17 protein-coding genes are annotated in these 17,527 nt (G+C 40.8%); 12 read left to right on the top strand and 5 right to left on the bottom strand.

The annotated features are described in order from the left end of the window. Nucleotides 1–116 precede the first annotated feature (116 nt). Together recF and yaaA are read right to left on the bottom strand one after the other, a co-directional pair. Nucleotides 117–1,211, bottom strand: coding sequence for a DNA replication/repair protein RecF (gene recF, locus J1C86_RS11535; protein ID WP_125408055.1), 1,095 nt, complete (start codon nt 1,209–1,211; stop codon nt 117–119). Between the two features lie 2 nt (nt 1,212–1,213). Then, nucleotides 1,214–1,612, bottom strand: a complete 399-nt coding sequence (gene yaaA / locus J1C86_RS11530; protein ID WP_125408053.1) for a S4 domain-containing protein YaaA — start codon at nt 1,610–1,612, stop codon at nt 1,214–1,216. Between the two features lie 187 nt (nt 1,613–1,799). Here yaaA and yfmF point away from each other — a divergent pair, with 187 nt between their 5' ends. The 8 genes from yfmF to J1C86_RS11490 all read left to right on the top strand — a co-directional run bounded on the left by yfmF (nt 1,800) and on the right by J1C86_RS11490 (nt 9,027). Further along, nucleotides 1,800–3,047, top strand: a complete 1,248-nt coding sequence (gene yfmF, locus J1C86_RS11525; protein ID WP_312022614.1) for an EF-P 5-aminopentanol modification-associated protein YfmF — start codon at nt 1,800–1,802, stop codon at nt 3,045–3,047. Then, complete coding sequence (gene yfmH / locus J1C86_RS11520; protein ID WP_125408049.1) at nt 3,047–4,342, top strand: EF-P 5-aminopentanol modification-associated protein YfmH; 1,296 nt, start codon at nt 3,047–3,049, stop codon at nt 4,340–4,342. The genes yfmF and yfmH overlap by 1 nt, the downstream gene beginning before the upstream one ends. 33 nt (nt 4,343–4,375) lie before the next feature. Next, nucleotides 4,376–5,230: a cytoskeleton protein RodZ gene (gene rodZ, locus J1C86_RS11515; RefSeq protein WP_125408047.1), complete on the top strand. Its 855-nt coding sequence runs from the start codon at nt 4,376–4,378 to the stop codon at nt 5,228–5,230. A 16-nt stretch (nt 5,231–5,246) separates the two neighbouring features. After that, nucleotides 5,247–5,786: a CDP-diacylglycerol--glycerol-3-phosphate 3-phosphatidyltransferase gene (gene pgsA, locus J1C86_RS11510; protein WP_125382957.1), complete on the top strand. Its 540-nt coding sequence runs from the start codon at nt 5,247–5,249 to the stop codon at nt 5,784–5,786. A gap of 1 nt (nt 5,787) precedes the next feature. Next, on the top strand, nt 5,788–6,624 hold the full coding sequence (locus J1C86_RS11505; protein ID WP_185755808.1) for an energy-coupling factor ABC transporter ATP-binding protein: 837 nt from the start codon (nt 5,788–5,790) through the stop codon (nt 6,622–6,624). Next, on the top strand, nt 6,600–7,439 hold the full coding sequence (locus tag J1C86_RS11500; protein ID WP_002894262.1) for an energy-coupling factor ABC transporter ATP-binding protein: 840 nt from the start codon (nt 6,600–6,602) through the stop codon (nt 7,437–7,439). Before J1C86_RS11505 ends, J1C86_RS11500 begins: the two co-directional genes overlap by 25 nt. Beyond that, on the top strand, nt 7,432–8,226 hold the full coding sequence (locus J1C86_RS11495) for an energy-coupling factor transporter transmembrane component T family protein (RefSeq protein ID WP_125408043.1): 795 nt from the start codon (nt 7,432–7,434) through the stop codon (nt 8,224–8,226). The genes J1C86_RS11500 and J1C86_RS11495 overlap by 8 nt, the downstream gene beginning before the upstream one ends. A 210-nt stretch (nt 8,227–8,436) precedes the next feature. Continuing rightward, entirely contained in the window at nt 8,437–9,027 is a 591-nt protein-coding gene (locus J1C86_RS11490; RefSeq protein WP_125408041.1) for a LysM peptidoglycan-binding domain-containing protein, read from the top strand. 134 nt (nt 9,028–9,161) lie between these two features. On the opposite strand, the gene J1C86_RS11485 is transcribed toward J1C86_RS11490, so the two are convergent. Genes J1C86_RS11485 through sdaAB form a run of 3 tightly spaced genes read right to left on the bottom strand, consistent with a single transcriptional unit; the run spans nt 9,162 to nt 11,413 of the window. Continuing rightward, nucleotides 9,162–9,809 carry an HAD family hydrolase gene (locus tag J1C86_RS11485; RefSeq protein ID WP_125408039.1) on the bottom strand — a complete coding sequence of 216 codons (648 nt, stop codon included), beginning with the start codon at nt 9,807–9,809 and terminating at the stop codon, nt 9,162–9,164. A 51-nt stretch (nt 9,810–9,860) separates the two neighbouring features. Next, nucleotides 9,861–10,733 carry an L-serine ammonia-lyase, iron-sulfur-dependent, subunit alpha gene (gene sdaAA / locus J1C86_RS11480; protein WP_002899542.1) on the bottom strand — a complete coding sequence of 291 codons (873 nt, stop codon included), beginning with the start codon at nt 10,731–10,733 and terminating at the stop codon, nt 9,861–9,863. Between the two features lie 8 nt (nt 10,734–10,741). Further along, complete coding sequence (sdaAB, locus tag J1C86_RS11475) at nt 10,742–11,413, bottom strand: L-serine ammonia-lyase, iron-sulfur-dependent subunit beta (RefSeq protein ID WP_002908339.1); 672 nt, start codon at nt 11,411–11,413, stop codon at nt 10,742–10,744. 274 nt (nt 11,414–11,687) lie between these two features. Here sdaAB and mnmA point away from each other — a divergent pair, with 274 nt between their 5' ends. The 4 genes from mnmA to rplI all read left to right on the top strand — a co-directional run bounded on the left by mnmA (nt 11,688) and on the right by rplI (nt 17,508). Continuing rightward, the gene (mnmA, locus tag J1C86_RS11470; RefSeq protein ID WP_260468042.1) at nt 11,688–12,833 is read left to right on the top strand and encodes a tRNA 2-thiouridine(34) synthase MnmA; all 1,146 of its coding nucleotides are present in this window, start codon (nt 11,688–11,690) and stop codon (nt 12,831–12,833) included. Nucleotides 12,834–12,972: 139 nt separating this feature from the next. Next, a complete protein-coding gene (mnmG, locus tag J1C86_RS11465) occupies nt 12,973–14,880 on the top strand; it encodes a tRNA uridine-5-carboxymethylaminomethyl(34) synthesis enzyme MnmG (protein ID WP_125408035.1) in 1,908 nt (635 codons plus the stop codon). A gap of 157 nt (nt 14,881–15,037) precedes the next feature. Next, complete coding sequence (locus J1C86_RS11460) at nt 15,038–17,059, top strand: DHH family phosphoesterase (RefSeq protein WP_002908336.1); 2,022 nt, start codon at nt 15,038–15,040, stop codon at nt 17,057–17,059. After that, nucleotides 17,056–17,508, top strand: a complete 453-nt coding sequence (gene rplI / locus J1C86_RS11455; protein ID WP_002908335.1) for a 50S ribosomal protein L9 — start codon at nt 17,056–17,058, stop codon at nt 17,506–17,508. Before J1C86_RS11460 ends, rplI begins: the two co-directional genes overlap by 4 nt. Nucleotides 17,509–17,527: the final 19 nt, after the last annotated feature.

The raw sequence follows: 17,527 nt of genomic DNA, 5'->3' as shown, positions 1-17,527 counted from the left end.
TATTTACAAATCAAAAGGCTATAAAAGTTGTTCTAACAACAATTCGATATAATTCGTTTACACTATAAGCAATATTCTGTAAATGAAATTTACAAAAACGTAAAGTTTGTGTAATGCTAGGATTGAGATACAATTTGTCCTTGCTGGATGGTGAAAATTTTTATATCTTGTGGAAGATTTTTTAAATGTTCTAAAGTTGTTGTAGTAATGAAAGTTTGAATATCCTGAGAGATAGTTTCTAATAATTTTAGTTGACGGTTATTGTCAAGTTCGCTCATTACATCGTCAAGCAACAAAATAGGCGTTTCCTTCGTAATGCTTTCTATTAACTTGATTTCAGCTAGTTTCAGTGATAAAACAAGACTGCGATGCTGACCTTGGCTACCAAAGTTGGCATCCATCTGGTTGATAAAAAAAGCAATATCGTCACGATGAGGACCAACACCTGTATTTTTTTTGAATAGGTCGCGTTTACGGCTGCTTATTAAGGAAGAGCGGTAAGTTTCTTCTAAATTGTCAATTTGGTGTAAAGGAATAGATGACAGATACTTGACAGTCAATTTTTCCAAATTTTGAGAGATGTCCCAGTGCTTGTCTTGGGCAAAGCTTTCTAATTTTTGCAAAAAATCCAACCGATGTCTAATTACACGACAGCCATAGTCAACCAGCTGCTCATCAAGGACAGTCAAGAAGGTTTCATCAACTTTATCATTAGCTTTCAGATAGGCATTGCGTTGTTTGAGGACATGGTTGTAATTGGATAAATCTGACAGATAGACTGGCTTGATTTGTCCGAGTTCAATGTCTATAAATTTACGGCGTAGACTGGGAGAACCTTTAATCAGCTGTAAATCTTCAGGAGCAAACAGGACAACATTCATAGTTCCAATGTAGTCTGATAATTTACTTTGTTTCAAGTGGTTGACTTTTGTGATGCGACCTTTTGGTGTCAAGTTAATGTCAAGGGGAACTTTACCAGTCTTTTTTTCTAAGATACCAGAAACAAGGAGGTCATTTTCTGTAAAATGAATCAGATCCTTATCTGAGCGTGTACGGTGGCTTCTTGTCAAGGCTAGGAAATAAATAGCTTCTAAAATATTGGTTTTACCTTGTGCGTTCTGGCCTAGAAAGACATTTAAGCCAGGATGGAAGTCAATATCAGCTTCCTGATAATTTCGGAAATGCTTGATTTTTAATGATTGCAGCCACATGATTAGATACCAGGGAAGCGAACAGGGCTTTTAGTAGTTTTCTGCTTTTTAGGTACCCCTGTATTCCTACGCTTTTCTTTTTTAGAAGTCTGCGCTTTTTTTAAATCCTTGTTCATGGCTTTGACAAGTTCAGCAACTCGTTTTTTTTCTGCGATTTCTTTTTGGTGTTGCAGAATTTCTTCTTGACTAGGACCTGTCAGATTAATTTCAATTCCTTGCTTGGGAAGGGAAATCGTGTCATTGACACGGAGTTTTTTTCCCCGGCGGTTTTCTCGCTCACCGTTAAAAAGAACTGGATATTCACTTAGAAATGTTTTAATTGCTCCGCCGCTTTGGATAATTCCTGTTTCTTTTAAAAGTGCTTGTAGCGTGATGTAGTCATCAAATAATTTATATTCCATATTTCACCTCAACCCTGTCATTATACCATATTTGTTAGTAAAAAGTGCTGAGGTGCTTTGGATAAAAGTGGAAATTTTCTCCTGTTATCAGAAAACGTTTTAATCAGCAAAAAGCTTGGTAGAACAAACAAATCAGAGGCATTTCATGATATAATAGTAGTCTATATTATTCAGTATGAGGGGCGTCATGGAAATCACTAAAGGAGTTCGTCTCCATTTTATTCAATCAGAAAAATTTAAAACAAACAAAATTAAGATTCGTTTTTCAGCGCCTATGTCCAAAGAAACAGTAGCTGGTCGGGTTTTAACAGCCAGCATGCTAGAAACTGTCAATGCTGTTTATCCTACTTCGCAGGCCTTCAGAGAACGTTTGGCCAATTTGTATGGAGCTGATTATTCTACGAGTCTTTCAAGGAGAGGATTGGTCCATTATTTAGATATCAATCTTTCTTTTGTGCGGGATAAATTTTTGAGTCGCAAGAATGTCCTGACAGATGCCATGCTTGATTTTTTGAAAGCCAGCTTGTTTTCTCCATTGGTAAGTCAGGACGCTTTTGATGAATCTGCTTTTGAAATTGAGAAGAAAAATATCTTGAATGATTTGGAAGCAGAAATTGAGAATCATTTTTATCATGCTCATCGAGAATTAGACAAACTCTTTTATGAAGAAGAGGAAATGCAGATGCCTCGTGTTGGGACGATTGAATTAATCCAGAAAGAGACAGCTGCAAGCAGTTTTGCTGCTTTTCAGCAGATGCTTCAGGAAAATCAGATTGACTTTTTCTTTATTGGGGACTTTAATGAAGTGGCTGTTCGGGAGAAAATTCAATCTTTCAATTTTGCGCCTCGCCAGCAAGAACTTCAGTTAGTTTATCAGCAAGAATATTCCAATGTTTTGCGAGAAGGACTGGAGCAGAAAGATGTCCATCAGTCAATTATTGAGTTGGCCTATCACTTCCCTATTCAGTACGGAGAGAGCGAGCACCTGCCTTTGGTCGTTTTAAATGCTTTGCTAGGCGGCTTTGCCCATTCGAAATTATTTGTCAATGTTCGTGAAAAGGAAGGGCTGGCTTATACAATTTCTAGCAATTTTGATATTTTTTCAGGAATGATGCGAATTTATGCTGGTATTGACCGCAGCAATCGGACCAGAACAATTGCTTTAATCAACCGACAGATTCTTGATTTGAAGCGCGGGAATTTTAGTCAGGAAGAACTGAATCAAACCAAGAAAATGCTGAGAAATTCAGTATTGTTAGCTCAGGATCGACAGAATACAATCTTAGAGAGAGCTTATATGTCTTCTGTTTTAGGGAACAAATTCTTATCTCTTGAAGCTTGGCTGGAAGCTTTGGAACAGGTTCGTAAGGATGATATTATCAAGGCAGCTGGTCAGTTGAAATTACAAGCTATTTACTTTATGGAAGGAAAATAATGCAGGGAGAAGTGCTAGAAAAAATCAATTATTCAGCAGTAGGAGAAACTGTCTATCAGACAGTATTAGCAAACGGTTTGCGTGTTTTTCTTCTGCCTAAAAATGATTTTAATGAAACTTATGGGATTATCTCAACTAATTTTGGTTCAGTGGATACTGGGATTGTTTCACGTGAAACCAAGCAGGTCACTCAATATCCGGCTGGAATAGCTCATTTTTTGGAACATAAGCTTTTTGAAGGCTCGCAGGGAAAAGATTTGCTGCTGGAATTTACTAAGCTAGGGGCTGAGAGTAATGCCTTCACAAGCTTTACTCGGACTAGCTATCTATTTTCTGCAACGGATAATATTTCAGAAAATCTACAGCTTTTGCAAGAACTGGTTCATCGGGCTGATTTCACAAAAGAATCCATTTTGCGAGAACAGGATATTATTGGCCAAGAAATTGAAATGTATCAGGATAATCCAGATTATCGTCTCTTTTTTGGAGCCTTGGCCAATCTCTATCCTCAAACACCTCTGTCAGAAGACATTGCAGGAACGAAAGAGTCCATCTCTGAGATTACCGTCGAAAATTTGAAGGAAAATTTCAAGAACTTTTATCATCCTTCTAATATGACTTTGTTTGTGATTGGTAATTTTGATTTGAAACAGATAGCTGCTGAGATTGCAGAACAGCAGGAAAAACTAGTTTTTGCAGGGAACTCTGAACCCATTGAAAAAATTCCTGTTAGCCTTCACCCAGTGGTATCAACGGATACCTACCGAATGGAGGTGGCTAGTCCAAAACTGGCAGTTGGGATTCGAGGTACAGATTTTGTTGATAAATCGGAGTTGTATCGCTATAAAATCACTTTGAAACTCTTATTTGCCATGATGTTTGGCTGGACTTCCAAGCGTTTCCAATCCCTCTATGAAAGTGGGAAAATGGATAATTCTTTAACGCTGGAAGTGGAAGTAGAAAAAGATTTTCACTTTGTCATGCTGACGATGGATACTCAGGAACCGGTGGGACTTTCTCATCAATTTCGTTCAGCCATCAAGAATTTTGACAAGGATCCAGATGTGACAGAAGAGCATTTGGATACGATTAAAAGTGAGATGTTTGGTGATTTTCTGCATGGTTTAAACTCGCTTGAGTATATTGCAACCCAATATGAACCGCATTTGACGGGTGAGAATCTGTTTGATTTGCCGAAAATTTTACAGGACATCAGCCTGAATGATGTGATAAAACTAGGTCATCGATTTATCGATCAGTGTGATATGACAGATTTTACTATTTTTCCAAAATAATTCCAGAATCGTTTTTAAAATTTTGTTAAAATAGTGAAGAATAGAAATAAGGGAAAAGTACGTATGAGAAAAAAAACGATAGGAGAAGTGTTGAAGCTTGCCCGGACCAATCAAGGGCTGAGCTTAGAGGAATTGTCAAAAAAGACAGATATCCAGCAGGATTTGCTGGAAGCGCTGGAACGAAATGACTATGATTTGCTTCCTAGTCCTTTCTATGCACGTAGCTTCTTGCGGAAATATGCTTGGGCTGTAGATTTGGATGAATCCATTATTTTGGAGGCTTACGAAGCTGGTGAGATGATAGTTTTTGATGAAGTGGCACTGGCAGCAGATGAGGAATTCAGGAGCAGAAAAAATAAAAATAAAAGCTCTTTTCTGCCCTTGTTCTATTTTCTCTTGTTGGCTTCAGCTATTGCTGCTTTCGTGGCATACTATATCTGGAGCTATGCTCACACTAATTCGGTAAGTTTCAAAGCATCTAACAGCAATTATAGTCTGGTTTCCTCTACAAGCACTAACAGTCAGATGGCTTCCTTTTCTTCGGCTGATTCTAAGTCAGTTTCTTCCTCGGCTAGTAAGTTGACAGTTGGTGGAAGCGGAGATAATTTGATTGCTGAGTATAGCGGAGCAAGTCAGCCTGTCAAAGTGACCGTTTCTGTGGAGCAAACGACCAATTTGGTAAGCATAAGCGATTCAGAACTAGCCGAAGGTATCACCTTATCTCCTGAAAAATCAAGCCAGACGGTTGCTCTTGAGCCAGGCAATAAGTATCTTATTACGTTAGCACCTGTTAAAGGGGCAACTGTAACGATAGAGGGACAAAAACTAGATACTTCGGCTTTGACTAGTGATAGTGGAACCATTAGTTTGAACATTACGAAAGGATAGAAACGAAGGGAATCCCATGAAAAAAGAAAATATTCCAAACGCCTTAACTCTTGTCAGGATTGCTTTAATCCCTGTATTTGTTGTGATTTTAACATTCGGTCATTCTTCCATCATGCATATTTTGGCAGCTTTTATCTTTGCTTTTGCTAGTATAACTGATTATCTAGATGGTTATTTGGCTCGAAAGTGGGAAGTGGTAACAAATTTTGGTAAATTTGCTGATCCCATGGCTGATAAGCTTTTAGTGATGTCTGCCTTTATCATGTTGATTGAGATGAAAATGGCTCCTGCCTGGGTTGTGGCTATTATTATTTGCCGGGAATTGGCAGTAACAGGTCTACGCTTGCTTTTAGTGGAAACAGGCGGTACAGTCTTGGCGGCTGCTATGCCTGGTAAAATCAAGACCTTCACGCAGATGTTTGCTATTATTTTTCTACTGATTCATTGGACTCTCTTAGGGCAAATCCTTCTGTATATCGCTTTAATCTTTACGATTTATTCTGGATATGACTACTTCAAGGGAAGTGCCTATCTCTTTAAAGATACCTTTAAATAATATGGAAAATATCATCGAAGTAAGAAATCTTAAGTACAAATACGATAGTGAGTCTGAGAATTACACTTTAAACGATGTCTCCTTTCAGGTAAAAAAAGGAGAATGGCTGTCTATTGTCGGTCATAATGGCAGTGGAAAATCAACCACTGTTCGTTTGATTGACGGTCTTTTAGAAGCGGAAAGCGGAGATATTATTATCTCAGGCGATAAGCTAACAGCTGAAAACGTCTGGGAAAAGCGTCGACAGATTGGTATGGTATTCCAAAATCCAGATAATCAGTTTGTTGGAGCAACTGTAGAAGACGATGTAGCCTTTGGTTTGGAAAATCAAGGGTTGGACTATAATCTGATGGTAGAGCGAGTCCAGCAGGCATTAGAGCTTGTCGGCATGCAGGATTTTAAGGAGCGTGAACCAGCTCGTCTTTCTGGAGGCCAGAAACAGCGGGTAGCTGTTGCAGGTGTAGTAGCTCTGAGACCGGATATTATTATTTTGGATGAAGCAACTAGCATGCTAGATCCAGAGGGACGTTTGGATCTTATCCAGACCGTGAAAAAAATTAAAGATAGTAATCAGCTGACCGTCATTTCTATCACTCATGACCTGGATGAAATAGCCTTAAGCGACCGTGTTTTGGTCATGAAAGAGGGGCAGGTTGAATCTACCGCTACCCCGAGAGAACTTTTTTCTCGAGAAGATTTAGAAGAGCTAGGATTGGATCAGCCATTTGTTAATCAGGTAAAGGTGGCTTTGCGTCAGTCAGGGCTTTCTCTGCCAGACTCTTACTTAACAGAAAAAGAATTGCAGGATCAACTATGGGCATTACTCTCAAAAATGTAAGTTATACTTATCAAGCTGGCACCCCTTTTGAGGGACCAGCGCTTTTTGGGGTGGATTTGGAGATAAAATCCGGCAGCTATACCGCTCTTATCGGCCATACAGGCAGCGGTAAGTCAACCATTCTCCAGCTTTTAAATGGCTTGCTGGTTCCCAATCAGGGCAGTGTTGAAGTAGGCAGTACAGTCATCACAGCTGATTCTGTCAATAAAGATATTAAACAGGTGCGCAAGAAGGTCGGTCTAGTCTTTCAATTTCCGGAAAGTCAAGTTTTTGATGAAACAGTTTTGAAAGATGTGGCTTTTGGTCCTCAGAATTTTGGTGTTTCCAAGGAAGAAGCGGAAGCTTTGGCGCGTGAAAAGCTGCATTTGGTTGGGATTTCTGAGGATTTGTTCAATCGCAGTCCTTTCGAACTTTCTGGTGGCCAGATGCGTAGGGTAGCCATCGCTGGTATACTGGCCATGGAGCCCGATATCTTGGTTTTGGACGAGCCGACAGCAGGACTTGATCCATCCGGTCGAAAAGAACTGATGAGGCTCTTTGAAGAGCTGCATCGTGCCGGTATGACCATTGTTTTGGTAACTCACCTAATGGATGATGTAGCCAACTTTGCTGATACAGTCTATGTTTTAGATAAGGGCAGAGTAGTCAAGAGCGGTCAGCCTGCTCAGGTCTTTCAGGATTTGGATTTTATGGAGAGTATTCAATTGGGTGTTCCTAAGATTACAAAATTTGCTCACGAATTGGCGGAGAAAGGGATGAATTTCTCGCATTATCCTATTACAATTGAAGAATTCAAGGAGATCTTGCATGGATAAGTTGATTTTAGGTCGCTATATTCCCGGAAATTCAATCATCCATCGTTTGGATCCGCGGAGCAAGTTGCTGGCGATGTTTCTTTTTATTCTATTAATTTTCTGGGCCAATAATCTTGTGACCAATCTGCTGCTGTTTTTTTTCGTTTTTAGTTTGGTCTTGCTGTCCAAGGTTCCTTTGAAGTTCTTTTTAAAGGGTATCCAGTCCATGGTTTTTATCATAGCTTTTACCACCTTGTTCCAGCTGTTTTTGACCTCGGGAGGCGCAACAATTTTTCAGTTCGCTTTTATCAGAATTACAGAAGCAGGACTGTCACAGGCTGGCATTATTTTTAGCCGCTTTATTCTGATTATTTTCTTTTCTACTCTTCTGACTCTGACAACGACGCCCTTAAGCTTGTCCGATGCGGTTGAGTCTTTGCTGAAACCTCTGAAGGTTTTCAAGGTGCCAGCACATGAGATTGGCCTGATGCTCTCTATGAGCCTGCGCTTCGTTCCAACTTTAATGGATGATACTACTCGGATTATGAACGCCCAGAGGGCGCGTGGTGTTGACTTTGGAGAGGGAAAACTTGTCCAAAAGGTTAAATCTATTATTCCCATTCTAATCCCTTTGTTTGCTTCTAGTTTTAAAAGGGCAGATGCTCTAGCTATTGCCATGGAAGCACGCGGCTATAATGGAGGTGAAGGTCGGACACGTTTTCGCCGCTTAGCCTGGAAAAGAAATGACAGCTTGGCTATTATTAGCTTACTCATATTAGGTATTCTACTTTATATATTGAAAAACTGACCTGCTGTTTAAAGTGTTTTTAGAGAATAGTATAAGTTAAACTTGTCTATTTTTTGCTTGGTCAAAGAAAATATTTGACAAAAAAGCTCTAAAAGTCTGTTTTTAACGTCTAAACTAAATGTTCTTGTAACGTTTGACTTGGTAATGTAACTTTTTGGTAATATTTTATGTGTAAGATAGTATTATCACCGAAAGGAGAATTACTTTTTAATGAACAAAAAAACAGCAAAATGGACTTTAACAGGTGCAGTCGCTGCAGCGGCTTTCTTGGTTTCAGGTATTGCGAATGCTGAGACCTATACAGTTGAAGCCGGTGATACTTTATCAGCTATTGCTAACGAAAAAAATACAACTCTTGAGAAATTAGTAGAGTTAAACAAGATTGCAGATCCAAATCACATCCGTGTTGGTCAAATTTTGGAACTTGGAAATAGTGCCAAAACGTCTGAAACAAGCGTAGCAGCAACTGCAACTCCCGTAAATAATTATGCAGCACCTGCAGCAACAGCTAATTCAGCAGCAACTTCAGGAGGCCTTGTACTTAGCAATGGTAATACCGCTGGTGCAACTGGTTCTTATGCAGCATCACGTATGGCAGAAATGACTGGTGTTCCTGCATCAACTTGGGAAGCTATTATTGCCCGTGAATCAAATGGTCAAGTAGATGCCTACAACGCATCTGGTGCTAGTGGTCTTTTCCAAACGATGCCAGGTTGGGGATCAACAGCTACTGTTGATGATCAAATTCAAGCAGCATATAGTGCCTACAGTGCTCAAGGACTTTCAGCTTGGGGTTACTAATATAAAAATAAAAAAACCACAGAAACTCTGTGGTTTTTTGGTTTACAAAAAATTGACAATTTATAAGCAGAAAATGATAGTGTAGATAAAGATTTAAAGGTTACAAACTTATCTGGATTGACAGATGTGTAAAGTTATGAAAAGTGTTCGTTCAATATTTTTAAAATGTAGTTGGGGGAATTAGCCAGCAAATCTGCTCCATTTTCTAGTAACTCTTCTTTACTGCCAAAGCCCCAAAGGACTCCTAGAGTTGAGATCCCCACTTCTTTACCGCCAATTATATCAAACTTTGTATCACCTATAATTATGGTTTCTTCTGGATTTGCATCTAGTGTTTGCAGAGCTCGACGCAGAACATCTGCTTTGTGAAATGAATCTGGCAGTGAGCCAAAAATATCATCAAATTGGTCAGAGATAGCTAGATTTGCTAATAAATCTTGTGCTGTGGGTTGATTTTTACTCGTTGTTACATAAATCTGATAGCCGGCTTCTTTTAACTGTTTCAGCAATTCTGGTATCCCCTCATAGAGGCGGACGCCCCAGATGCCTTTTTCCTTATAGAAGCTGCGATAATAGTTAATTGCTTCTGGAACTTGGCTTTCTTCAAGAACAGAAGCGAAGCTTACTTCCAGAGGAGGACCCATAAAACTTTTTATAATACTTTCTTCAGGGCACACTTTTCCAAGTTGTTTGAAGCTGTATTCAAAGGATTCTTGGATGCCCTTTGAACTGTCAACTAAAGTTCCATCCAAATCAAAGAAGATATATTTTAAATGGCTCATCTTGTCTCCTTGTTTACTATCTAGTAAATCTACTTGACAAATTTGTCAAGGTTATTCTCCAAAGATTTCTTTTGAAAGTCTGCGACCTGTAGGTGTTGTAGCTAGACCGCCTTCAGCTGTTTCTCTGAAAGCAGTAGGCAGACTTGACCCGACTTGATACATAGCGTCAATGACTTCGTCAACAGGGATTTTAGACTCGATTCCTGCAAGAGCCATATCGGCTGCAATAAATGCGTAACTGGCTCCCATAGCATTTCGCTTGACACAAGGCACTTCCACCAGACCAGCTACTGGATCACAAATCAAGCCCAGCATGTTTTTAATAACAAAACAAATAGCTTGACTGGCTTGAAAAGGTGAACCTCCAGCAGCCAGAACTAAAGCAGCTGCACTCATAGCTGAAGCGGAGCCAACCTCAGCTTGACAGCCACCTTCAGCTCCCGAAATTGAGGCGTTATTAGCAATGACTAGGCCAAAAGCGCCTGCAGCTAATAGAAAGTTTAGCTGTTCTTCTTCTGAGAGGCCTAATTTTTCGATAGCTGATGTGAGGACAGCAGGCAGACAGCCAGCGCTGCCGGCAGTAGGTGTTGCACAAACCAAGCCCATTTTAGCATTATGCTCATTGACAGCAATAGCATTTTTTGCAGCAGTCAGCACAGTGTGGTCTGATAAAGCCTTTCCTGACTGGATATAATGGTCAAGTTTTGCCGCGTCTCCACCAGTCAATCCGCTTCGAGACTTGCTCTCATCGAGTCCAAGAAGGACAGAGGCTTTCATGACTTCCAGATTGCGATGCATCAACCGCAGGACTTCATCTCTTTCACGACCAGTCAATTCATACTCGGTAGCAATCATCAATTCAGCAACATTTCCTTGGTAATCCAAGTCAGCTTGCTCTACCAATTCTTTGATGGAATAAAACATATTTTCTCCTATTTAAAGAAATTCACATTATGCAGATGAGGAATATTGCGAATTTCATCGATGGCTTCCTCACAGCTGCGGCTGTCAACTTCAATAATCATAATCGCCTTTTCCCCAGCTTTCTCACGGGTGACATTCATCTGAGCTATATTGATATTGTAGCGTGACAGAGCTTCGGTGACATGGGCAATCATACCAGGGACATCCTGGTGGACAATAATGATGGTCGGAGTATTCATGCTCAGAGATACTGAAAAGCCATTCAGCTCTGTTACTTGAATGTTGCCGCCACCGATAGAGACTCCAGTCACACTGATTGTTTTATGGTCATTTTTGATTGTAATCTTTGTCGTATTTGGGTGAGGAGCATTGCTATCCTTTTGAATCGTCCAGACAATCTTGATGCCACGTTTATGGGCAATTTCAAGGCTGTTAGGAATCTCTGGATCATCTGTATCCATACCTAAAATCCCTGCTACAAGAGCTAAGTCAGTTCCGTGACCTCGGTAGGTTTTGGCAAAAGAGTTAAAGAGCTGGAATTCTACTTCCGTAGGCTCATCATTAAAAATAGAGGAGACAATTTTTCCAATACGGACTGCGCCTGCCGTATGACTGCTTGATGGCCCTATCATCACAGGTCCGATAATATCAAAAACAGATTGAAATCTTAGTGAAGTCATGATTTCTCCTTGCAGCTAATTTATTATTTTCATTATAACAAAGTTAAGGGCCTTCTGCTGATTTTTTAAATGAATTAAAAGTGGATATTATAAAATTTCGTTAGAGATTAAAGTATATGAGAAAATCAATATATTTACAACATTGTAAACATAATTTACAGTTAATAAATTTAGTTGAATTTCTGATTTGTTTTCCTAGTCCTTTCGTGCTATAATAGGGCTTGCTCAAGCGACCTTCAATCGTTGAAAGCACAGCACGACCTTCAATCGTGAAATAACGAAAAGATGGGAGAACACAATGAGTGATAACTCTAAGACTCGTGTCGTTGTTGGTATGAGCGGAGGTGTTGATTCATCAGTAACTGCCTTGCTCTTGAAAGAGCAAGGTTACGATGTAATTGGCATCTTCATGAAAAACTGGGACGACACAGATGAATTTGGTGTCTGCACAGCCACAGAAGACTACAAGGATGTAGCAGCTGTTGCAGACCAGATTGGCATTCCTTACTACTCTGTCAACTTTGAGAAAGAGTACTGGGAACGTGTTTTTGAATACTTCTTGGTGGAATACCGAGCTGGTAGGACTCCAAATCCAGATGTCATGTGTAACAAGGAAATTAAGTTTAAAGCCTTCCTTGACTATGCCTTGACACTGGGCGCTGATTACGTTGCAACAGGTCACTATGCTCAGGTGAAGAGAGACCAAGATGGTCTAGTACATATGTTACGTGGCAAGGATAACAATAAGGATCAGACTTACTTCCTAAGCCAACTGTCACAGGAACAACTGCAAAAAACCATGTTCCCTCTGGGGCATTTAGAAAAGCCAGAAGTTCGAGCAATTGCTGAAAGAGCTGGTTTAGCTACAGCCAAGAAAAAAGATTCGACAGGTATTTGCTTCATTGGTGAGAAGAATTTTAAAGAATTTCTGAGTCAATATTTACCCGCTCAGCCAGGTCGTATGATGACCTTGGAAGGCCGAGATATGGGCCAGCATGCTGGGTTGATGTATTATACTATTGGCCAGCGAGGTGGTCTTGGAATTGGTGGTCAGCATGGTGGTGATAATGAACCTTGGTTTGTAGTCGGAAAAGATCTCAGCCAAAATATTCTTTATGTCGGTCAGGGCTTTTATCATGACAATTTGATGTCAACCAGTCTTGACGCTAGTCAGGTTCATTTCACAAAAGAAATGCCAGAAGAATTTACTATGGAATGTACAGCTAAGTTCCGTTATCGTCAGCCGGATTCTAAGGTGACAGTTACTGTAAAGGGTGACAAGGCAGTTGTCAACTTCGATCAACCGCAAAGGGCTATTACTCCAGGTCAAGCAGTCGTCTTCTATGATGGAGATGAGTGCTTAGGTGGTGGCTTGATTGACAGAGCTTATAAGAATGGTCAAGTCTTGCAGTACATTTAGATTGACAATTCAACATAATTTGCTAAAATAAGATAAGCAATACCTATGATGGTCAAAGCTCATGGATGTTGCAGGCTTTTTTGTCCTGCACTTCTAGAGATTTGGCTTTTTTTTTGGTGAAAAAATGAAGGAAAAAGAAATGTCACACAATTTTACTGAAAGTTATGATATTATCGTGATTGGAGCAGGGCATGCTGGGGTTGAGGCATCGCTTGCTGCTAGTCGAATGGGTTGTAAGGTTCTTTTGGCAACCATCAATATTGAGATGCTGGCTTTTATGCCCTGTAATCCCTCTATAGGAGGCTCTGCGAAAGGCATTGTCGTCCGTGAAGTAGATGCTTTGGGCGGAGAGATGGCCAAGAATATTGACAAGAGCTATATCCAGATGAAAATGCTCAATACTGGTAAAGGACCCGCTGTTCGGGCTCTTCGGGCGCAGGCGGATAAGGAAGTCTACTCCAAAGAAATGCGGAAGACTGTCGAAAATCAAGAAAATCTGACCTTGCGGCAAACCATGATTAATGAAATCTTGGTAGAAGATGGTAAGGTAATTGGGGTTAAAACGGCAACTCATCAGGAGTATGCAGCTAAAGCTGTCATTGTTACGACTGGAACAGCTTTGCGGGGAGAAATTATCATTGGTGATCTCAAGTATTCATCTGGTCCAAACCATAGTTTAGCAGCCATTCCTTTGGCAGATAATCTGCGTGACCTAGGATTTGAAATTGGTCGTTTTAAAACTGGAACTCCTCCACGTGTTAAGGCGTCATCTATCAATTATGACGTGACCGAGATTCAGCCAGGTGATGAAAAAGCCAATCATTTCTCTTACACTTCTCGTGATGAAGACTATGTGAAAGATCAAGTGCCTTGCTGGTTGACTTATACAAATGCAGAAAGTCATGAAATTATCCAAAATAACCTGCATCGTGCTCCTATGTTTTCAGGTATCGTTAAGGGTGTGGGACCTCGCTATTGCCCGTCAATCGAGGATAAGATTGTCCGTTTTGCGGACAAGGAACGCCACCAGCTTTTCTTAGAACCTGAGGGTCGTGATACAGAAGAAGTTTATGTGCAGGGGTTGTCAACTAGTTTGCCAGAAGATGTGCAGAAGGACTTGGTTCACTCTATCAAGGGTCTAGAAAATGCCGAAATGATGCGGACAGGCTATGCCATTGAGTACGATATGGTTATGCCTCACCAGTTGCGCGCAACCTTGGAAACCAAGAAAATTTCTGGGCTCTTTACAGCAGGTCAGACCAATGGAACTTCTGGTTATGAAGAAGCCGCTGGTCAAGGGATTATTGCTGGGATTAATGCGGCCTTGAAGATCCAAGGTAAGCCAGAGTTGATTTTGAAGCGTAGTGATGGTTACATTGGAGTCATGATTGATGATTTAGTGACCAAGGGAACCGTAGAACCTTATCGCCTCTTGACTAGCCGAGCTGAGTACCGTTTGATTCTCCGCCATGACAATGCAGATATGCGTTTGACAGAGATGGGACGGGAAATTGGTCTTGTAGATGATGAGCGCTGGGCTCGTTTCGAGATTAAAAAGAATCAATTTGACAACGAGATGAAGCGTTTGGAATCGATCAAGCTAAAACCTGTCAAGGAAACAAATGCTAAGGTAGAAGCGCTAGGCTTTAAGCCTCTGACAGATGCAGTAACTGCCAAAGAATTTATGCGGCGTCCTGAAGTGTCTTACCAAGATGTAGTTCAGTTCATTGGTCCGGCGGCAGAGGAGCTTGATGAAAAGATTATCGAGCTGATTGAGACAGAGATTAAGTACGAAGGCTATATTTCCAAAGCTCTTGATCAGGTTGAAAAGATGAAGCGCATGGAAGAGAAGCGGATTCCAGCAAATATTGACTGGGATGATATTGATTCGATTGCGACAGAAGCGCGGCAAAAGTTCAAGAAAATTAATCCAGAAACGATTGGTCAGGCTAGTCGTATTTCTGGTGTCAATCCAGCAGATATTTCTATTTTGATGGTTTACCTAGAAGGCAAATCTAGAAGTATTTCTAAAAATCAAGCGAAGTAACTCTTGTAAAAGGCTGAGTTTCCTTTGGGAAGCAGCCTTTTTGTGTAAATTTACAAGGGGTTGACAAGATTGTAAACTTTGAAAGACTATTTTTCGCTTCCTTTACCATTGTTAAATGCTTTGATTATTGGGAGAAATTCGCTTTTTTCTAGGATTTATGGTAAAATGGCGGAATAAGAGGTCTATGATGAAAAAATTTCGTTTTGCCCCAATTCACTTGGCGATGGCGGGTCTAATTTCCTTTATAATCTTAGCCATCTGTCTGAGGCTTTTTGGTGATAGTTTGGCCATGCTAGCTGCTCTCATGCTTGTGCTGGCTCTTTTGATTGTGCTTTTTATCCAGCAACAGAGAGTATCCGAGCTAGATGAGATTGAGCAGATTCATTATGTCAATCATCAAGCAGAAGGAAGCCTCGCTTCCTTGCTGGATAAGATGCCAGTTGGTGTCATTAAAATCAGTGAAGATAATGGTGATGTAGAGTGGTTTAATCCCTATGCGGAACTGATTTTTACAACCGAAGATGGTGATTTTGATGCTGATATGCTCAAGAATATCATGAAGGCTGCTTATTCAGACTCTGGTCATTATGCTACGGTTGGAGACAAGAAATATTCGGTTTACTTGGACCGTGCATCCAGTGTGTTTTATTTTTTTGATGCATCCAATGAATACGAAGCCACCGTTGGTCTGGTAACAACGCGCCCTGTGATCGGGATTATCTCAGTGGATAATTATGATGATTTGGAAGATGTCGTTTCAGACACGGACATCAGCCATATCAATAGCTTTATAGCCAACTTCGTAGCAGAATTTTCTGAGCAGTTTCACATGTTTTACCGTCGGGTTGGCATGGATCGTTTCTATCTTTTTACGGATTACACGGTGCTGGAACAGCTGATGGAAAATAAATTTTCTATCATTGATCAATTCCGGACGGAAGCTAAAAATCGAGAGCTGTCGCTGACACTCAGTATGGGCTTTTCTTATGGTGATGGCAATCATGATGAAATCGGTCGGGTTGCCCTGCTTAACCTCAACTTAGCTGAAGTTCGGGGCGGGGACCAGGCTGTCGTCAAAGAAAATAACGACAACATGAACCCAATCTTCTTTGGTGGAGGAACGGCGTCAGCTGTTAAGCGCACGCGCACCCGTACTCGGGCTATGATGGCTGCAATCTCTGATAAGATTAAGAGTGTGGATCAGGTCTTTGTAGTCGGACATAAAAATCTGGATATGGATGCCTTGGGTTCTTCTCTTGGTATGCAGCTCTTTGCTAGTAATATCATTGAGAAAGCTTATGTGGTCTATGATCCGTCCCAGATGGCTTCTGACATTGAGCGCTCCATTACAAAGCTCCAGCAGGAAGGGGCTGACTATCTGGTGCCGCTTTCTGAAGCAGTAAATATGGTGACCAATCGTTCGCTCTTGATTATGGTTGACCACTCCAAGATATCTCTGACTCTGTCTAAGGATTTCTTTGATCAATTCAGTCAGATTATCGTAGTGGACCACCATCGTCGTGATGAAGACTTTCCAGAAAATGCTGTGATTGCCTATATCGAAAGTGGGGCTAGCAGTGCCAGTGAGTTGGTAACGGAGCTAATTCAGTTCCAGAATTCTAAAAAGAACCGTCTCAGCAAGATGCAAGCCAGCATTCTCATGGCGGGGATTATGCTTGACACCAAAGGATTTTCATCTCGAGTCACCAGTCGGACCTTTGATGTGGCCAGCTATCTACGAACTCGGGGCAGTGACAGTGTTGTGATTCAGGACATTTCCGCTACGAATTTTGAGGAATATCGTGCGATTAATGAGCTGATTTTAAATGGCAAGAAGATATTGCCTAATGTCATTGTAGCAGCTGGTCCAGAGGAGAACACTTACGATACAGTTGTCATCAGTAAGGCAGCTGATACCATGCTCTCTATGTCAGGAATTGAAGCTACTTTTGTCGTGAGCAAGAATACCAAAGGCTATGTGTCTATTTCGGCTCGCAGTCGAAGCAAAATCAACGTTCAGCGAATTATGGAAAAGCTGGGTGGTGGCGGTCATTTCAATCTGGCTGCAGCTCAAATTGAAGGTAAAACAGTTTCTGAGGTCCTTCAGTCGCTGAATCAAGAAATTATGGATCAAGTCATTAAAGAGGAAGTAATAATAGACGAGGAGAAAAAAGGATGAAAGTAATTTTTTTAGCAGATGTAAAAGGCAAGGGCAAAAAAGGCGAAATCAAGGAAATGCCGACTGGCTATGCTCAAAATTTTCTGATTAAGAAAAATTTAGCCAAGGAAGCAACAGCGCAGGCTATCGGAGAACTGCGCGGCAAGCAAAAGTCCGAAGAAAAAGCCCACGCAGAACTAGTGGCAGAAGCTCAAGCTATTAAAGCTAAGTTAGCAGAAGAAGCTACTCTTGTTGAATTTACTGAAAAAGTTGGTCCGGACGGCCGTACCTTTGGATCTATTACAAGTAAGAAAATATCAGAAGAGCTGCAGAAGCAGTTTGGTATCAAAATTGACAAACGTCATATTAAGGTTGACTCACCGATTCGCTCCATTGGTCTGATAGATGTTCCAGTGAAAATTTATCAGGATATAACTGGGGTGATTCGTTTGCGGGTTAAAGAAGGATAATAGTGATTTGAAGGAAGGA

The organism is Streptococcus sanguinis (assembly GCF_050220005.1).
GTDB lineage: Bacteria > Bacillota > Bacilli > Lactobacillales > Streptococcaceae > Streptococcus > Streptococcus sanguinis_Z.
Note: the sequence above shows the minus strand (reverse complement) of the source record. Positions and strands in the feature narration are given on the sequence as shown.